General features: G+C 65.3%; 14 protein-coding genes. 3 read left to right on the top strand and 11 right to left on the bottom strand.

The genetic code is table 11. The annotated features are described in order from the left end of the window. Positions 1-114: 114 nt before the first annotated feature. Together NCS02_RS02980 and NCS02_RS02975 are read right to left on the bottom strand one after the other, a co-directional pair. Positions 115-1,416, bottom strand: a complete 1,302-nt coding sequence (locus NCS02_RS02980; protein WP_008351315.1) for an ATP-binding protein — start codon at positions 1,414-1,416, stop codon at positions 115-117. Next, positions 1,416-2,078, bottom strand: coding sequence for a response regulator (locus NCS02_RS02975; RefSeq protein ID WP_008351316.1), 663 nt, complete (start codon positions 2,076-2,078; stop codon positions 1,416-1,418). The genes NCS02_RS02980 and NCS02_RS02975 overlap by 1 nt, the downstream gene beginning before the upstream one ends. A 262-nt stretch (positions 2,079-2,340) precedes the next feature. Here NCS02_RS02975 and dacB point away from each other — a divergent pair, with 262 nt between their 5' ends. Together dacB and NCS02_RS02965 are read left to right on the top strand one after the other, a co-directional pair. Then, complete coding sequence (gene dacB, locus NCS02_RS02970; protein ID WP_244807713.1) at positions 2,341-3,939, top strand: D-alanyl-D-alanine carboxypeptidase/D-alanyl-D-alanine endopeptidase; 1,599 nt, start codon at positions 2,341-2,343, stop codon at positions 3,937-3,939. Positions 3,940-4,162: 223 nt separating this feature from the next. Then, positions 4,163-5,266 carry an SGNH/GDSL hydrolase family protein gene (locus NCS02_RS02965; protein ID WP_008351318.1) on the top strand — a complete coding sequence of 368 codons (1,104 nt, stop codon included), beginning with the start codon at positions 4,163-4,165 and terminating at the stop codon, positions 5,264-5,266. A gap of 231 nt (positions 5,267-5,497) precedes the next feature. Here the strand turns inward: NCS02_RS02965 and NCS02_RS02960 are convergent, their stop codons facing one another. From NCS02_RS02960 to NCS02_RS02945, 4 genes are read right to left on the bottom strand one after another with little or no spacing between them, the layout of a single operon-like run. Beyond that, on the bottom strand, positions 5,498-6,517 hold the full coding sequence (locus NCS02_RS02960) for an L-threonylcarbamoyladenylate synthase (RefSeq protein WP_244807712.1): 1,020 nt from the start codon (positions 6,515-6,517) through the stop codon (positions 5,498-5,500). A gap of 20 nt (positions 6,518-6,537) precedes the next feature. Further along, positions 6,538-7,725, bottom strand: a complete 1,188-nt coding sequence (locus NCS02_RS02955; RefSeq protein WP_008351320.1) for a 5-(carboxyamino)imidazole ribonucleotide synthase — start codon at positions 7,723-7,725, stop codon at positions 6,538-6,540. A 25-nt stretch (positions 7,726-7,750) separates the two neighbouring features. After that, positions 7,751-8,263, bottom strand: a complete 513-nt coding sequence (gene purE / locus NCS02_RS02950) for a 5-(carboxyamino)imidazole ribonucleotide mutase (RefSeq protein ID WP_008351321.1) — start codon at positions 8,261-8,263, stop codon at positions 7,751-7,753. Positions 8,264-8,272: 9 nt separating this feature from the next. Further along, a complete protein-coding gene (locus NCS02_RS02945; RefSeq protein WP_008351322.1) occupies positions 8,273-9,163 on the bottom strand; it encodes a phosphoribosylaminoimidazolesuccinocarboxamide synthase in 891 nt (296 codons plus the stop codon). Here NCS02_RS02945 and NCS02_RS02940 point away from each other — a divergent pair. Beyond that, complete coding sequence (locus NCS02_RS02940) at positions 9,156-9,305, top strand: hypothetical protein (protein WP_160172878.1); 150 nt, start codon at positions 9,156-9,158, stop codon at positions 9,303-9,305. The genes NCS02_RS02945 and NCS02_RS02940 overlap by 8 nt on opposite strands. Here NCS02_RS02940 and fba read toward each other — a convergent pair. From fba to NCS02_RS02915, 5 genes are all read right to left on the bottom strand, one after another. Beyond that, positions 9,290-10,354 carry a class II fructose-bisphosphate aldolase gene (gene fba, locus NCS02_RS02935; protein ID WP_008351323.1) on the bottom strand — a complete coding sequence of 355 codons (1,065 nt, stop codon included), beginning with the start codon at positions 10,352-10,354 and terminating at the stop codon, positions 9,290-9,292. The genes NCS02_RS02940 and fba overlap by 16 nt on opposite strands. Positions 10,355-10,530: 176 nt before the next feature. Next, a complete protein-coding gene (gene pyk, locus NCS02_RS02930) occupies positions 10,531-11,967 on the bottom strand; it encodes a pyruvate kinase (protein ID WP_008351324.1) in 1,437 nt (478 codons plus the stop codon). 352 nt (positions 11,968-12,319) lie between these two features. Next, entirely contained in the window at positions 12,320-13,516 is a 1,197-nt protein-coding gene (locus NCS02_RS02925; protein WP_008351325.1) for a phosphoglycerate kinase, read from the bottom strand. A 407-nt stretch (positions 13,517-13,923) separates the two neighbouring features. After that, positions 13,924-14,247 carry an AzlD domain-containing protein gene (locus tag NCS02_RS02920; protein WP_008351327.1) on the bottom strand — a complete coding sequence of 108 codons (324 nt, stop codon included), beginning with the start codon at positions 14,245-14,247 and terminating at the stop codon, positions 13,924-13,926. Beyond that, the gene (locus NCS02_RS02915) at positions 14,244-14,990 is read right to left on the bottom strand and encodes an AzlC family ABC transporter permease (RefSeq protein ID WP_250519313.1); all 747 of its coding nucleotides are present in this window, start codon (positions 14,988-14,990) and stop codon (positions 14,244-14,246) included. Before NCS02_RS02915 ends, NCS02_RS02920 begins: the two co-directional genes overlap by 4 nt. Positions 14,991-15,181 lie beyond the last annotated feature (191 nt).

Below are 15,181 nucleotides of genomic sequence, written 5' to 3'. Positions count from 1 at the left end.
GGATGCGCTCTCACGGAGCGCGCTTTATCGATGGAGCAAGGTTACGGGGCGTCGCTTAAACCGCTCTTAAAAGAGGAGAAAGAGCGGCTTGCTTCGGCGCGGCGGCCACGCGCATCAGAACGTTACGGCCACCTTGAGACCGCTCGCGCTCGACTCCGCCAACGTCACCGTCGCGCCATGCTGCTGCGCGATCCGCTTCACGATCGCGAGCCCGAGGCCGCTGCCGGACACATCCGTGCGGGCGCGATTCGCCCCTTCGCCCACGCGATAAAACCGGTCGAACACCCTTTCTCGCTCTTCTTGAGGAATGCCCGGTCCGGTATCGGAGATTTCGACGACGGGACGGCCATCGGCGAGACGAAGGCACACGTCCACGCGGCCGCCGCGAGGCGTGTACTTCGTCGCGTTGTCGATGAGATTGTTGAACATCACGCGCAGCGAATCGGGATCGCCGTTCACGGTCGCCGGTTCGCTCTCCTCGATGCCGAGATCGACGCCGCGTTGCTGCGCCACCAGCACCGAGCCGCGCACGCATGATTCGAGCAGCGCGGCGAGATCGACCGATGCGAACGCCGCCTTGCCATCCGGTTCCGAGCGGGCGAGCGCCAGCAGTTGCTCCGCAAGCCGCGTCGCGCGCGCGATGCCTTCGTGCAGATCCCTGAGCGCCTCGCGACGCGTTTCGTCATCCTGCGCGCGCGCGACGAGCTGCGCCTGAATCTGCACCGCGGCGAGCGGCGTCCGAAGCTCGTGCGCGGCATCGGCGACGAAGGCCTTTTGCGTGTCGAGCGCCGCCGACAAGCGCGACAGCAGCGCATTCAGCGCACGCACGACCGGCCGCACTTCCTGCGGCAGCGGCCGATCCGGCAGCGGATCGAGCGCTTCCGGATGACGCGTGTCGAGCGCGCGCGTGACGCGTTGCAAAGGCGCGAGCCCGAGCCCGACGATCACCCAGATCGCGAGCCCGAGCAGCGGCAGCAGCAGCACGAGCGGCCACAGCGTGCGCCACGCGACGCCCGCCGCGACGCGATTTCTGATCGACAGCGGCTGCGCGAGCTGCACGACGTTATCGCCGACGATCGCGCTATACACGCGCCATTCGCCGCGCGGCGTCATCTCCGTGGAGAAGCCGAGTTCGGCATGCGGCGCGAGCGGCACGCGCGGATGCGAGAAGTACATCAGCGCGCCGTTGCGATTCCAGATCTGGATGACGACGCCTTCGTCGCTTTCGCTGCGCGAACTGAGCACCGAAGAAAACGGCTCGGACGGCAGCGCGGCCGCGATCTGCTGAAGCTGATAGTCGAAGAGTTCGTTGGCTTCGGCGAGCGCCTGCCGGTAAATGAGCCAGCCCGCGAAGCCCACGCCGACGATCACGAGCGCAAGCAGCCAGATCAGCAATTGCCGGCGGATCGACCGCATCAGGCGTCCTTCGCGACCATGTAGCCGAGGCCGCGCACGTTGCGGATGAGATCGGCGCCGAGCTTCTTGCGCAGCGAATGGATGTAGACCTCGACCGTATTGCTGCCGATTTCCTCGCCCCAGCCGTAGATCTTTTCTTCGAGCTGGCTCTTCGACAGCACTGCGCCGGGCCGCGCCATCAGCGCTTCGAGCAGCGCGAATTCGCGTGCCGACAGCGACACGGGATTGCCCGCGAGCGTCACCTGATGACCGACCGGATCGAGCGTCAGTTCACCGTGCCGAACGAGCGATTCGCCGCGCCCCGCATGACGGCGGATCAGCGCACGCATGCGCGCGCCGAGTTCGTCGAGATCGAAAGGTTTGACGAGGTAATCGTCCGCGCCGGCGTCGAGTCCTTTGACGCGATCCGCGATGGCGTCGCGCGCCGTCACGATCAGCACCGGCAGCGAGTTCGAACGCGCGCGCAGGGTCTTCAATACGTCGAGGCCGTCGCGCTTGGGCAGGCCGAGATCGAGCAGCATCAGATCGTAGGACTCGCCCGCGACCGCCGTGAGCGCGGCCTCGCCGTCCTGGACCCAGTCGACTGCGAAGCCGTCCGCGCGCAGCGCACGGCGCACGCCTTCGGCGATCATCCGGTCATCTTCGACAAGCAGGATTCGCATGGCACATGTCTGTTGATGGTTACGTGGGGCAGCCGGGGGCCGCGAGTCATTGTATCCGCGCGGGGCTTAAACGGGACTTAACGGCGCCGATCGTCCAGCATCGGAGGACAACCGCATGCCGCACCCGAAGCGCGTCGTGCGATGATTTTTTACCCGTACGATTTCCGCAAGCCAGCTTGTCTACAATAGCCGCTTCCTCGCGGCGCGACCCCGCCCGGCCACGCGCCGCCGCTCGTCATCCAGCCAAGAACAACGCTCGTCCATGCCGCCCGTTTCCCGCTCCTTCTCTCGCCGACTGTCTTCGTACGCTCTCGCCGCAGCGTTCGCCTGCGCGACCCTCGGCCATATGCCGGATGCCGATGCGCGCGGCGGCGGCTCGAAGGCCGATGCGCAAGGTCACGCGCCGCAGCGCGCGGCCATCGGCGGGGCGAAGTCGAAGCGCGCGAAAGCCGAGCGCGCGGCGAAAGCGGTCGTGCCGGCCGGCCCGCTGCCCGCATCGGTGATGACGGCGCTCGCGCACGCGCATGTGCCGCTGTCGTCGATGAGCGTCGTCGTGCAGCGTGTCGGCGCGCCGCTGCCGCTCGTCTCGGTGAACGCGAACGAGCCGATGCTGCCCGCATCGACGATGAAGCTCGTCACGACCTTCTCGGGCCTTTCGATGCTCGGCCCGGACTATCGCTGGAAGACGACCGCGTACGCCGACGGCCAGCTCGATGCGCAAGGCGTGCTGCACGGCAATCTGTACATTCAGGGTACGGGCGATCCGAAGCTCGTGCCGGAAGAGCTGATCGATCTCGTCGATCAGATTCGCAAGAACGGCATCACGGGCATCGACGGCGCGCTCGTGCTCGACAAGCGCTACTTCGACGCGTCGACGCGCGATCTGCCCGCGTTCGACAACGACGACAGCGCGCCCTACAACGTCGGCCCCGATCCGCTGCTTTACGCGTTCAAATCGCTGTCCTTCACGCTGACGCCCAACGCCGACGGACAAGTATCCATCGACGTATTGCCGCAACTCGCGCAACTTCAGATCGACAACGAACTGCGCGTGACGCGCGGCGCGTGCGTCGGCTCGCTTTCGGCGGCGTCGCCGAGCGTCGCGCAGACGCAGGGCGGCTTCGTGCAGGCGTCGTTCGTCGGCGACTATCCGCTGCGTTGCGGCTCGCGCACGATCAACGTCGCGGCGCTCGATCATTCGACCTTCTTCGCGGGCGGTTTCCTCGCGCTCTGGAAGCAGGCGGGCGGCACGTTCGCAGGCACGACGCGCGAAGGCCCGACGCCGTCGAATGCGCGCCTCGTCGGCACGCATCGCAGTCCGGTGCTGTCCGATGTCGTGCGCGACATCAACAAGTTCAGCAACAACGTGATGGCGCGCAACCTGTTCCTGACGATCGGCGCGGCGCAACTGAAGCCGCCCGCGACGACGGCGAAATCGGCGACGGCGATCCAGGCGTTCCTGAAACGCAGCGCCCTGCCGATGAACGGTCTCGTGCTCGACAACGGCTCCGGCCTTTCGCGCGACGAGCATATTTCCGCGATCTCGCTCGCCGATCTGCTGATGGCCGCGAACGCGAGTCCGGTCGCGCAGGTGTTCGTCGAATCGCTGCCGATCGCGGGCGTCGACGGCACCATGCGCAACCGTCTAACGAACGCGGGCGCGCTCGGCAACGCGCACATCAAGACCGGCACGCTGCGCGACGTGCGCGCGATCGCGGGCTATGTCGGCGCGGCGAACGGCGAGAGCTATGTGGTCGTGAGTTTCATCAACGATCCGCGCGCCGAGGCCGCGCGCGCCGCGCACGATGCGCTGCTCGAATGGGTCTACGAAGGCGCGCGTCGGCCGGGCATGGCGGATTGAGCGGGCACGGGCGTCTGCAAACACCGAAGATTTCTTCTACGAAGTCGCGTTCGGAAAGACGCGCGCCGCGTGTACGCTGTCGGGCACGGCGCTCGGCCGTAAGCTGCGCGCGCGCCAGGATGGCGCGCGGCATCGCTTAAACTCGCAGCTAGCGGCATGAAGACCGCGACACGGTCTGACGCCGTAATCGAACTAGAAAACAGGTAAGAAGGGAGACGAGGTCATGAAGAAGCAACGCTCGACGCGCGCCGCACTGGTGCGCTTTGCCCAAGTCGCGACGGCCAGCGCGGCCTTCGCCCTGATCGCCGCGTGCGGCGGCGGCGGCGATGACAACAATTCGACGCCCGCGGGCGGCGTGAAGCTGCAAGTGGTGTCGTTCGGCGACAGCCTTTCCGATGTCGGCACGTATGCGCCGGTCGCGGCCGCGAACTTCGGCGGCGGACGGTTCACGACGAATCCGGGTCAGGTGTGGGTGCAGAACGTCGCGCAGTATTACGGCGATACGCTGACGCCGGCGATGACGGGGGGGTTTGGGGTTGCGCCGACGAATCAGTCGGGACTCGGCTATGCGCAAGGCGGCGCGCGCGTGACGAATCCCATGGGCATCGGTCACGCCACGGATCCGAACAGCTACGCGGGCGCGTTGACCGTGCCGGTCGCGACGCAAGTGCAGAACTACCTTGCGGCGCACGGCAGTTTCAACGCGAATCAGCTCGTCATCGTGAATGGCGGCGCGAACGACGTCCTTTACAACTTGCAGTTGGTTAAGGCCGGCGCGATCTCGCAGGCCGATGCATCCACTGCGATCATCACGGCGGCCAAGCAACTCGGCGGAATCGTCGCGACGATCCTGCAGCACGGCGCGACGCATGTGCTGGTATCGAACGTGCCGGATATCGGCACGACGCCGCAGGGCACGATGAGCGACGCGGTCACGCGCGCCGGTCTTTCGAGCGCTTCGATCGGGTTCAATACTGCGCTCGATCAGACGTTGCAGGCGCTCAACATCAAGTCGAAAGTCATCTACCTCGATACGCCGCCGAAGCTGGCGCAGATCACCGCGAACTATCAGCAGTTAGGCTTCACGGTGTCGAATACGGGCACCGCGTGCAACCTGAAGGCGATGGCCGCGGCCGCGCAGAAGTACGGCGAGCCGAATCCGCAGGATTTCGCGACGTCGCTGTTCTGCTCGCCGGAAACATTGACGGTCGCGGGCGCGGATCAGACGTACATGTACGCCGATACCGTGCATCCGACGACGCATCTGCACGCGCTGTACGCGCAGGCCGCGGAGCAGACGATTGCGGCGACGGGGTTGGGGAAGTAAGGGTTGGGGTTTTAGGATGAAAAACCGCTCGGGCGAGGGATCGCCCGAGCGGTTTTTTTGTTGCGGTGAGAAAGGCTCCGCGGGGCGGAGGAATTCGTCGATACGGTCCAGTTTGACGTTCTAGTACGGTCTATCTCCGCGCACGCGGAGGAATCCCTGCATCATAACTTCCTGACCGGAAAGCAAAATCCCCCAAACCCATCTTTCACAAACAGGCGCAAAGTCCAGTAATCACTCTTCCGCCTCGAACGCCGCCGCCGCCCTGCCAAGCCGATCGTTGACAGCAATCCACTCCACCGTCTCCGGCAGCTTCTCGATCAGAATCCGCTCGACATTGGCCCGATCCAGCGCCCGCAGCAAGCCATAAAGATCGCGCGCGTAAGTCTGCGGATCCTCAGGCGCCGCCACGAAGTGAACATCGGCAGCCCGCGCCCATTCCCCCGCGCTCGACGCCCGCGCCACCAGCGCAATCTTCCCGTCACGATTACGAAGCAACGGCTCGATCGAAGCGAACGGCAGCAGCAAAAGCGGCGTGCGCGGCGCGTAATGCGCCTTCAGCGTCCCGGAAGCACGCGGCGCGGTCGCATCCGATCCATCCGGCAGCTTCGGCGCGATCCCGATGACATCCGCGATCTGCCGCGGACTCACATGCCCCGGCCGCAGCAGCGCCGGAAAGCCCCGCGACAAATCCAGAATCGTCGATTCGATGCCGACATCCGCCGCGCCGCCATCGAGCACATGCACGGCATCGCCGAACTCGTCGCGAACGTGCTGCGCGGTCGTCGGGCTCACATGCCCGAAACGGTTCGCCGACGGCCCCGCGACGCCGCCCTGCTTGCCCGTCCCCATTCGCCGCCGATGAAACGCCGACAACAATTGCTGCGCCACCGGATGCGACGGGCACCGCACGCCCACCGAATCCTGTCCGCCGCTGACCGCCGCCGGAATATGCGCGGCGCGCTTGAGAATCAGCGTCAAAGGACCGGGCCAGAACGCATCGATGAGCTTCTGCGCATCGGCGGGCAACTCGCGCACCCAATAGCCCGGATCAGCCTCGGGCGCGAGATGCACGATCACCGGATGACTCGCCGGCCGCCCTTTCGCCGCATAGATGCGCGCGATGGCCTCGGGATTCTCGGCGTCGCCGCCAAGCCCGTAGACCGTCTCGGTCGGAAACGCGACGAGTTCGCCGGCATCGAGCAGGGCCGCGGCTTCGTCGATCTGCGCGGCGCTCGGATAGATGATGGTCATTGCTTCTACTACGAAAAAACTCAATCGAGCGGGATATGCAGCATGCGCGCGCAGTCACGCGCCGCCGTGCGCGCTTCCTCGAGCGTCGCCGCCGTGAAGTTGATGTGGCCCATCTTGCGGCCCCGGCGCGCCTCTTCCTTGCCGTACAGATGCAGCCGCGCCGCCGGCATCGCGGCGACTTCCGCCCACGCGGGCGAACGCGCCTTGTCGCCATCGAACCAGATATCGCCGAGCAGATTCAGCATCGCGGCCGGCGAATGCTGGCGCGTGTCGCCGAGCGGCATGCCGGTCATCGCGCGCACCTGCTGCTCGAATTGACTCGTGGCGCAGGCATCGACGGTGTAGTGGCCGGAATTGTGCGGGCGCGGCGCCATTTCGTTGGCGATGAGCGAGCCGTCTTCCAGCACGAAGAATTCGACGCACAGCACGCCGACGTAACCGAGCTTCGCGGCGATCGTCAGCGCGGCGTCCTGCGCCTGCGCGACGAGCGCATCGGGCGCATCGGGCGCGGGCACGACCGTCCTCGCGAGAATGCCGTTCACATGCACGTTCTGCGCGAGCGGAAACACGGCCGATTTGCCGTCGCCGCCGCGCGCGATCAGCACGGACACTTCGTACTTCAGCGGCATGCGCTTTTCCAGCACGCACGGCACGCCCGACAGCGACGCATGCGCGTTGCGCAATTCCGCGACGTTGCGCACGCTGACCTGCCCCTTGCCGTCATAGCCGAGACGCGCGGTCTTGAGAATGCCCGGCAGCACGGCCGCGATCTTCTCGTCGGGCAGCGCGGCGAGCGCTTCCGTCGATTCGATCACGACATGCGGCGCGACCGGCACGCCCGATTCCGCGATGAAGCGTTTCTCCGCGACGCGATCCTGCGCGATCGCCACGCAACTCGCCGCCGGGCTCACGAACGTGCACGACGCGAGAAATTCGAGGCTGGCGGACGGCACGTTCTCGAATTCCGTCGATACTGCCGCGCACAGTCGGCCGAGTTCCGTGAGCGCGGCGCGGTCGTCGTAGGCGGCGCGGATATGGCGATCCGCGACGGCGCCAGCGGGGCTCGTCTCATCCGGATCGAGAACGGCGACGCGATAGCCCATCGATTGCGCGGCGAAGCAGAACATGCGGCCGAGCTGGCCGCCGCCGACCATGCCGAGCCATGCGCCCGGCAGGATGGGAGAGATCGGGGAGTTTTGTGGATTCATCGTTGGGCCAGATTGCGAAGTGGGATCACAGCGGCGGCAGCGTCATGTCCCGCGCCGCCTGATTCTGCTTCACGCGAAAAGCGGCGAGCGCATCGGCGAATTTCGCATCGGTGACGCTCAATATCGATACCGCGAAGAGCGCCGCGTTCGCCGCGCCCGCCTCGCCGATGGCGAACGTCGCGACCGGCACGCCCTTGGGCATCTGCACGATCGAATGCAGCGAATCGACGCCCTTCAGATACTTGCTCGCCACCGGCACCCCGAGCACCGGCACCGTGGTTTTCGCGGCCAGCATGCCCGGCAGATGCGCCGCGCCGCCCGCGCCCGCGATGATCGCGCGCAGGCCGCGCTCGCGCGCGCTTTCCGCATAGGCGAACATCTCGTCCGGCATCCGGTGCGCCGAGACGACCTGTGCCTCGTACGGCACGCCGAATTCCTGCAGCATCGCGACGGCATGCTTCATCACGTCCCAGTCGGAACTGGAGCCCATCAACACGCCGACGAGCGGCGCTTCGTTCTTGTGTACTTCGTTCGTCATCTTTCTTACTCAGTCGAGCGTCTTGCCGGTCAAACGCTGGAGCGCTTCCTGATACTTCTCCGACGTCTTCGCGATCACGTCGTCGGGCAGCTTCGGCGCGGGCGGTTCCTTCTTCCACGGCTGCGTTTCGAGCCAGTCGCGCACGAACTGCTTGTCGAACGACGGCGGATTCGTGCCCACCTGATAGCCATCGGCGGGCCAGAAGCGCGACGAATCGGCGGTCAGCACTTCGTCCATCAGATAGAGATCGCCCTTGTTGTCGAGGCCGAACTCGAACTTCGTATCCGCGATGATGATGCCGCGCGTCGCCGCGTACTCGGCCGCTTCCTTGTACAACTGGATGGAAATGCGCTTGATCGTCGCGGAAAGCTCCGTGCCGATGCGGCGTTCCATCTCATCGTAGGTGATGTTTTCGTCGTGATGGCCCATTTCGGCCTTGGCCGCAGGCGTGAAAATCGGCTCGGGCAGTTTCTGCGCGTTTTGCAGGCCCGGCGGCAGTTCGACGCCGCACACCGCGCCCGTCGCCTGATAGTCCTTCCAGCCGCTGCCCGCGAGATAACCGCGCACCACGGCTTCGACGAGAATCGGCTCCAGGCGCTTCACGACGACCGCGCGGCCCTTCACCTGCTCGGTTTCGTCCGCCGCGACGACCGTCGCCGGATCGATGCCCGTGTTGTGGTTCGGCACGATGTGGCCGAGCTTCTCGAACCAGAAATCGGCCATCGTGTTGAGCACGCGGCCCTTGTTCGGAATCGGCTCGCCCATGACGACGTCGAATGCGGAAAGCCGGTCGGTCGTCACGATAAGGAGCTTGTCGTCGCCGACGGCGTAGTTGTCGCGGACCTTGCCGCGGCCGAGCAGCGGCAGCGATTTGATCGTGGATTCGTATAGCGTGGACATCGTCATGTACCGGAAAAAAGTGATTCGCCGCTTCGACGTGGGAAGCGGCGAGGAGAAAGACGAACGGGTTCCGAACCCGGAACCCGTTGATTTTACTTTACAAAACCCGGCTGATTCAGATCAGTCTCATTTCACGATCTGAGCCAGCGCGCCGGACTTGTACTTTTCGGCGATCTTGTCGAGCGAAACCGGCTTGATCTTGCCGGCCATGCCCTCGCAGCCGAACTGCATATAGCGCTGGCGGCAGATTTCCTTCGCCGCTTCGCGCGCGGGCTTCAGATAATCGCGCGGATCGAACTTCGACGGATTTTCGAACAGATAGCGGCGGATCGCGCCGGTGATCGCGAGGCGCAGATCGGTGTCGATGTTCACCTTGCGAACGCCGTGCTTGATGCCTTCCTGAATCTCCTCGACCGGCACGCCATAGGTTTCCTTCATGTCGCCGCCGAATTCGCGGATTTCGGCCAGCAATTCCTGCGGTACCGACGACGAACCGTGCATCACGAGGTGCGTGTTCGGAATGCGCTGGTGAATTTCGCGGATGCGGTCGATGGCGAGGATATCGCCCGTCGGCTTCTTCGAGAACTTGTACGCGCCGTGCGACGTACCGATCGCGATCGCCAAAGCATCGCATTGCGTCTGCTTGACGAAATCGGCGGCCTGCTCGACGTCGGTCAGAAGCTGCTCGCGCGTCATCGTGCCTTCGGCGCCGTGGCCGTCTTCCTTGTCGCCCTTCATCGTTTCGAGCGAGCCGAGCACGCCCAGTTCGGCTTCGACCGTGACGCCGATCGAATGCGAGAACTCTACGACCTGCTTCGACACCGCGACGTTGTACTCGTAGGAAGCGACCGTCTTGCCGTCGGCTTCGAGCGAGCCGTCCATCATGACGCTGGTGAAGCCCGAGCGGATCGCGGCCATGCACACCGCGGGCGACTGACCGTGATCCTGATGCATCACGACCGGAATATGCGGATACGACTCGACCGCCGCTTCGATCAGATGACGCAGGAACGCTTCGCCCGCGTACTTACGCGCGCCAGCGGACGCCTGCATGATGACGGGCGCGTTGACTTCGTTCGCCGCCGACATGATCGCCTGCACTTGTTCCAGATTGTTGACGTTGAACGCCGGGAGACCGTAACCGTTTTCCGCAGCGTGATCCAGCAGTTGACGCATTGATACGAGAGGCATTGTGGTGAGACTCCATAAGTGAAACGAATTCTTCAGCGCGCGAACTCGCTCTCGGGCGGTTTTCGGCTTCATCGTCCTGCGCGCTTGACGAAACGAGCGCGGCTGCTGGGACCGCGCTCGCTCCGGACTTGCGACAAATCGCGCGGCGTTTGACCGCGCAGCGTTCTCAAAAACGCTTAGAAGTGATCGCCCACGCGCACGATCTTGAGCGTGTTCGTGCCGCCTGCCTGGCCCATCGGTTCGCCGACCGTCAGCACGACCATATCGCCGCGCGCCGCGTAACCCTTCGACACGACCACTTCCAGCGCCTGATTCAGCGCCGTGTCGCGGTCCATGTTGGTGTCCACGTGCAGCGGCGTCACGTTGCGGTACAGGGACATCGTCCGTTCGCTCGACACGCGCGGCGTCAGCGCGAAGATCGGCACGTGCGTCCAGTGACGCGACATCCACAGCGCGGTCGAGCCGGATTCCGTCAACGCGACGACGGCCTTCGCGCCGAGATGGAACGCCGTGAAGAGCGCGCCCATCGCGATCGACTGGTCGATGCGCGTGAACGTGCGGTCGAGGAAATCGCGATCGAGCTGCGATTCTTCCGACTTCTCCGCTTCGATACAGATGGCGGCCATCGTTTCGATCGTCGTCACCGGATACTTGCCGGCCGCGGTTTCGGCGGAAAGCATCACGGCGTCGGTGCCGTCGAGCACGGCGTTCGCCACGTCGGAGACTTCGGCGCGCGTTGGCACGGGCGCGTGGATCATCGATTCCATCATCTGCGTGGCGGTGATCACGAGCTTGTTCGACTCGCGCGCCATGCGGATCATGCGCTTTTGCAGCGCCGGAACCGCCGCGTTGCCGACTTCGACCGCGAGATCGCCGCGCGCGACCATGATGCCGTCCGATGCGTCGAGAATGCCTTGCAGCGCCGGAATGGCTTCGGCGCGCTCGATCTTCGCGATCATCTTCGGCTTGATGCCGTACGGCGCGCCCGCGATGTTCGCGAGCTGACGCGCCATTTCCATGTCGGTCGCGTTCTTCGGGAACGACACCGCGACGAAATCCGCGCCGAGCGACATCGCCGTCTTGATGTCCTCCATGTCTTTCTCGGTCAGCGCGGGCGCGGTGAGACCGCCGCCCTGACGGTTAATGCCCTTGTTGTTCGAGAGCTCGCCGCCGACCTTCACCGTCGTGTGAATCTCTTCGCCGATGACGCGCACCACGTCGAGCACGATGAGGCCGTCGTTGAGCAGGAGCACGTCGCCCGCGCGCAGGTCGCGCGGCAGATCCTTGTAGTCGAGCCCGACGCGCTCGTTGTTGCCGAGCGTGCAGTTCGCATCGAGGATGAACGGATTGCCCGCGACGAGCATCGTCTTGTTGTTCTCGAACTTGCCGACGCGGATCTTCGGGCCCTGCAGGTCCGCCATGATCGCGACTTCCCGGCCCACCTGACGCGCCGCCTCGCGGACGATTTCGGCGCGCTGGCGGTGATCGTCGGCGGTGCCGTGCGAGAAGTTGAAGCGAACGACGTCGAGGCCCGCCTGCAGCATTTGCAGCAGGACGTCCGGGCTCGTTGAAGCCGGGCCGATGGTGGCAACAATCTTGGTAGCGCGATGCATGTCTTTCCTCGTCTCTGTAGGAACGCCCGTGTTGAGGCCGCGAGCACGTTGCGCTTGCAGTGAGGTGTTGCTCACCGGTTGCGCGCGCGCGCCGGTTCGTGCCGGCGTCGCTTTGTCGATTTCATTCAGGGCATGGGCGGGCACGCCGCCGATGATGACCGGAGGCGTTTCCGGAATCACCGATTCGTCTTCGGGCGCCGTCTGATCGGGTTGAGCCGCTTCCGCGATCACCCGCGCTGCTTCGGCGGCCGCGTCGAGCGCGGCGCCGCTTTCCATTTCTTCGGTTTGCGCGCCGCCGGCTGGCGCGCCCTTCTTTCCTGCTTTCGCCGGATTGTTTCGGGCGGCCAACGCCTCAAGCCCCGGCGCGGGATTCGAGCACTTCGACCGCGGGCAGCTTCTTGCCTTCGAGGAATTCCAGGAACGCGCCGCCGCCGGTCGAGATATAGCTCACCTTGTCGGCGATGTCGTACTTCGCGATGGCCGCGAGCGTGTCGCCGCCGCCGGCGATGGAGAACGCCGACGAATTCGCGATGGCCTGCGCGAGCGTCTTGGTGCCGTTGCCGAACTGGTCGAATTCGAACACGCCGACGGGCCCGTTCCAGACGATCGTGCCGGCCGTTTCGAGTTGCGCGGCGAGCGCCTTCGCGGTGTCCGGGCCGATATCGAGGATGAGGTCGTCGTCGGCGACGTCGGCGACGGGCTTCGTTTCCGCCTTCGCGGTCGCGGCGAATTCCTTCGCGGTGACGACATCGCTCGGAATCGGCACCGATGCGCCGCGCGTGCGCGCCTGTTCGATGATTTCCTTCGCCTCGCCGACGAGATCGGCTTCGGCGAGCGACTTGCCGATCTTCAGGCCCGACGCGAGCATGAACGTGTTGGCGATGCCGCCGCCGACGATCAGCTGATCGACCTTCTCGGCGAGCGACTTGAGAATGGTGAGCTTGGTCGACACCTTCGAGCCCGCGACGATCGCGACGAGCGGACGCTTCGGGTTGCCGAGCGCCTTGCCGAGCGCATCGAGTTCAGCGGCCAAGAGCGGTCCCGCGCACGCGACAGGCGCGTACTTCGCGATGCCGTGCGTCGTGGCTTCGGCGCGGTGCGCGGTGCCGAACGCATCGTTGACGTAGACGTCGCAGAGCTTCGCCATCTTCTGCGCGAGGCCGTCGTCGTTCTTCTTCTCGCCCTTGTTGCAGCGGCAGTTTTCCAACAGCACGACGTTGCCCGGCTGGACCTGAACGCCGTCGACCCAGTCGGCGACGAGCGGCACGTCGCGGCCGAGCAGCTCCGACAGACGCTTCGCGACCGGCGCGAGCGAGTCTTCCGGCTTGAACTGGCCTTCGGTCGGACGGCCGAGGTGCGACGTGACCATCACGGCCGCGCCCGCGTCGAGAGCGGCCTTGATCGCCGGGACCGAGGCGCGCACGCGCGTATCTTCGGTGATGTTGCCGTTATCGTCTTGCGGCACGTTGAGATCCGCGCGGATGAACACACGCTTGCCGGAGACTTTGCCTTCGGCGATCAGATCGGTGAAACGCAGTACTTTCGTCATGGGAGTCAACGTAGATAAAGAAGCGGTTCGGGCGGGAACGGCCGTCGGGGCGGGCCGGTTCGTGGAGTCGCCGCGCGCAGGCCGCCGGGCAGGACGGCTCGCGCGCGGTTCAAGCTGGGGGCGAAGGACGCGCGCTTAAGCCGAACGCGCGCGCGGGATGCGGGAGAAAGGGATGAGACAGATGAATCCGGAGAGGCGCGCAAGCCCTGCCCGGGCGCGGCGATGGAGCCGGGAGCGGCGTGTTGCAAAATGAATTGCAAAACCGTAGCGCGGTGACTGCCGGACACACTTTCGACCTCGCTCACTCGGGAAAGACCCTCATTTTAACCGATCAACCCGGCCGCTTTTAGCGGGCAATCGTTGATGACGCGTATTTGACGCGGCGCGTAGCCATCTCCACGCCGCGGTCAGGCCACGAGCCGCAGCAGCGTGAACACCACCATGCCGACGGCGATCGTGCCCATCATGCCGCGCCGCCACAGGTAATACGCGAGTCCCGCCGCCGATGCCCACAACGCATGGTTCGACAGCCACAGCGAAATGCCCGCGGGCGTTTCGAGCAGATCCGGCACGACGACGCCCGCGAGCGCGGCGGCCGGCGCATAGCGCAGCACACGCTGCACGCGCGGCGGCAGCACCATGCGCTCGCCGCCGATCAGAAAGAGCGCGCGCGTCACCGCCGTGACCACGCCCATGCCGATGATCGCGAGCCAGACTTGCAGCGCGCTCATCGGCTGGACCTCGTGGCATCGGATGCGGATTTGGGCGCGGCCCGCTCGGCGACGACATCCGCGAGCGTGCCCGCGATAAGCGCCGCGAACACCGCGAGCGGCAAGCCGAAACGATACGGCAGATCGAACGCCAGCAACGCGACGACGCTCGCCACCGCGACCGCCGCGAGCGTCGAACGCGTCGCGATAGCGGAAACGATGAGCGGGATCAGCGCGAGCGTGCCGGCGAGTTCGAGGCCCCAGTCATCGGGAATCAGGCTCGCGAGCAAGATGCCGAGCACCGACGATGTTTGCCATGACAACCAGCTCGATATCGCCAGTCCCCAGAAGAACGCCTCCTTGCCGGGCTGCCAGCCGGCAGGAAAATTCCGCTTCGAGAACATCAGATAGATGATGTCGCCGTTGAAATAGCCGAGCAGCAGACGCCGCTTCAGCGGCAGCCACGAGAAATGCGGCGCGAGCCCCGCGCTGAAGATCACGAAGCGCAGATTGACCATCGCGGCGGTCAGGAGAATCGTCCAGAGCGGCAGCTTCGCGGCGAAGAGCGGCAGCACCGCGAGCTGCGACGAGCCCGCGTACACCGCGAACGACATGCCGAGCGCCTGCGGCACGGTGAGCACGGACTTCGTCATCGCGACGCCGGTCACGAGACCCCAGGAAAACGTCGCCAGGACGGCGGGAGAAAAGGTACGCACGCCCTCGAAAAACGCGCGGCGATTGGTGTCGGACAGCCGGTTAAGCATGAGCGAATGCGAGGCGATGAAGACCACCCGTGATGCCAATGCGCGGCCTCGAGCGATTGCGCGATGGATCGGGAAAAACCGGGAAAATCGGGAATGGCGGGCTTCGCCGTTTCGTCCCGCTGTTTTCAGCGGACGGCGAAAGGCAAATTATAGCGTCGTGAAAGGCGCTCCAAGATCGGTTTCGTCGCGAA

The sequence above is a fragment of the Caballeronia sp. NCF2 genome, assembly GCF_023631205.1.
Lineage (GTDB): Bacteria > Pseudomonadota > Gammaproteobacteria > Burkholderiales > Burkholderiaceae > Caballeronia > Caballeronia zhejiangensis.
This window is presented reverse-complemented; position numbering and strand designations above follow the sequence as displayed.

What these genes read in the sequence shown, in the direction of transcription:
- NCS02_RS02980 (WP_008351315.1), bottom strand. Translation starts at nt 1,416, where the DNA reads ATGCGGTCGATCCGCCGGCAATTGCTGATCTGGCTGCTTGCGCTCGTG.
- NCS02_RS02975 (WP_008351316.1), bottom strand. Translation starts at nt 2,078, where the DNA reads ATGCGAATCCTGCTTGTCGAAGATGACCGGATGATCGCCGAAGGCGTG.
- dacB (WP_244807713.1), top strand. Translation starts at nt 2,341, where the DNA reads ATGCCGCCCGTTTCCCGCTCCTTCTCTCGCCGACTGTCTTCGTACGCT.
- NCS02_RS02965 (WP_008351318.1), top strand. Translation starts at nt 4,163, where the DNA reads ATGAAGAAGCAACGCTCGACGCGCGCCGCACTGGTGCGCTTTGCCCAA.
- NCS02_RS02960 (WP_244807712.1), bottom strand. Translation starts at nt 6,517, where the DNA reads ATGACCATCATCTATCCGAGCGCCGCGCAGATCGACGAAGCCGCGGCC.
- NCS02_RS02955 (WP_008351320.1), bottom strand. Translation starts at nt 7,725, where the DNA reads ATGAATCCACAAAACTCCCCGATCTCTCCCATCCTGCCGGGCGCATGG.
- purE (WP_008351321.1), bottom strand. Translation starts at nt 8,263, where the DNA reads ATGACGAACGAAGTACACAAGAACGAAGCGCCGCTCGTCGGCGTGTTG.
- NCS02_RS02945 (WP_008351322.1), bottom strand. Translation starts at nt 9,163, where the DNA reads ATGTCCACGCTATACGAATCCACGATCAAATCGCTGCCGCTGCTCGGC.
- fba (WP_008351323.1), bottom strand. Translation starts at nt 10,354, where the DNA reads ATGCCTCTCGTATCAATGCGTCAACTGCTGGATCACGCTGCGGAAAAC.
- pyk (WP_008351324.1), bottom strand. Translation starts at nt 11,967, where the DNA reads ATGCATCGCGCTACCAAGATTGTTGCCACCATCGGCCCGGCTTCAACG.
- NCS02_RS02925 (WP_008351325.1), bottom strand. Translation starts at nt 13,516, where the DNA reads ATGACGAAAGTACTGCGTTTCACCGATCTGATCGCCGAAGGCAAAGTC.
- NCS02_RS02920 (WP_008351327.1), bottom strand. Translation starts at nt 14,247, where the DNA reads ATGAGCGCGCTGCAAGTCTGGCTCGCGATCATCGGCATGGGCGTGGTC.
- NCS02_RS02915 (WP_250519313.1), bottom strand. Translation starts at nt 14,990, where the DNA reads ATGCTTAACCGGCTGTCCGACACCAATCGCCGCGCGTTTTTCGAGGGC.